Genomic DNA, 251 nt, shown 5'->3' with positions numbered 1-251 from the left:
CCCCCAACTTCCATGGCTTGACGGGCGGTGTGTACAAGGCCCGGGAACGTATTCACCGCGTCATTGCTGATACGCGATTACTAGCGAATCCAACTTCATGGGGTCGAGTTGCAGACCCCAATCCGAACTGTGAATGGCTTTGTGAGATTCGCATACTGTTGCCAGCTAGCTGCCCTCTGTACCATCCATTGTAGCACGTGTGTAGCCCCGGACGTAAGGGCCATGATGACTTGACGTCGTCCCCTCCTTCC

The 251-nt window shown here is 55.4% G+C and carries 1 rRNA gene (only partly in view); it reads right to left on the bottom strand.

Annotation, left to right across the window (positions count from 1 at the left end):
* A 16S ribosomal RNA gene (locus ASG05_RS15620) occupies nt 1-251 on the bottom strand (it extends past both window edges: 130 nt to the left, 949 nt to the right).

Origin of the sequence: Frigoribacterium sp. Leaf186, from assembly GCF_001423905.1 — a bacterium.
GTDB lineage: Bacteria > Actinomycetota > Actinomycetes > Actinomycetales > Microbacteriaceae > Frigoribacterium.
The sequence above is the reverse complement of the archived record's forward strand: the minus strand, read 5'-3'. Positions and strand labels throughout refer to the sequence as shown.